Raw genomic sequence first — 343 nt, 5'->3', positions numbered from 1 at the left:
ATCGGGCTTTGATGCGTGGTATCACAATGATAAAACGGGTGCTGCTGCGTATCCTCCTTCAGTGATGCTAAAGATTATTTTACTTGGTTACGCACATGGTTTGGTTAGTAGCCGCCGTATTGCTAAGGCGTGTGAGACGAATATTTTGTTCATGAGTGTGTCGGGTGATATTCAACCTCATTACACATCGATAGCGGGATTCGTGGCCAAAATGCACGAACAGATTGAACCGCTGTTTACGCAAGTACTGATGATATGCGACGAAGAAGGCTTGATAGGGCGTAACATGTTTGCCATTGATGGATGCAAATTGAAATCGAATGCGAGTAAAGAATGGAGCGGC

The 343-nt window shown here is 44.9% G+C and carries 1 protein-coding gene; it reads left to right on the top strand.

The annotated features are described in order from the left end of the window. Positions 1-343, top strand: a 343-nt coding sequence (locus FW757_RS23250) for a transposase (protein WP_446441798.1), incomplete at both ends; no start/stop codon positions are given.

Source organism: Pseudoalteromonas sp. 1181_04, from assembly GCF_052850545.1.
Note: the sequence above shows the minus strand (reverse complement) of the source record. Positions and strands in the feature narration are given on the sequence as shown.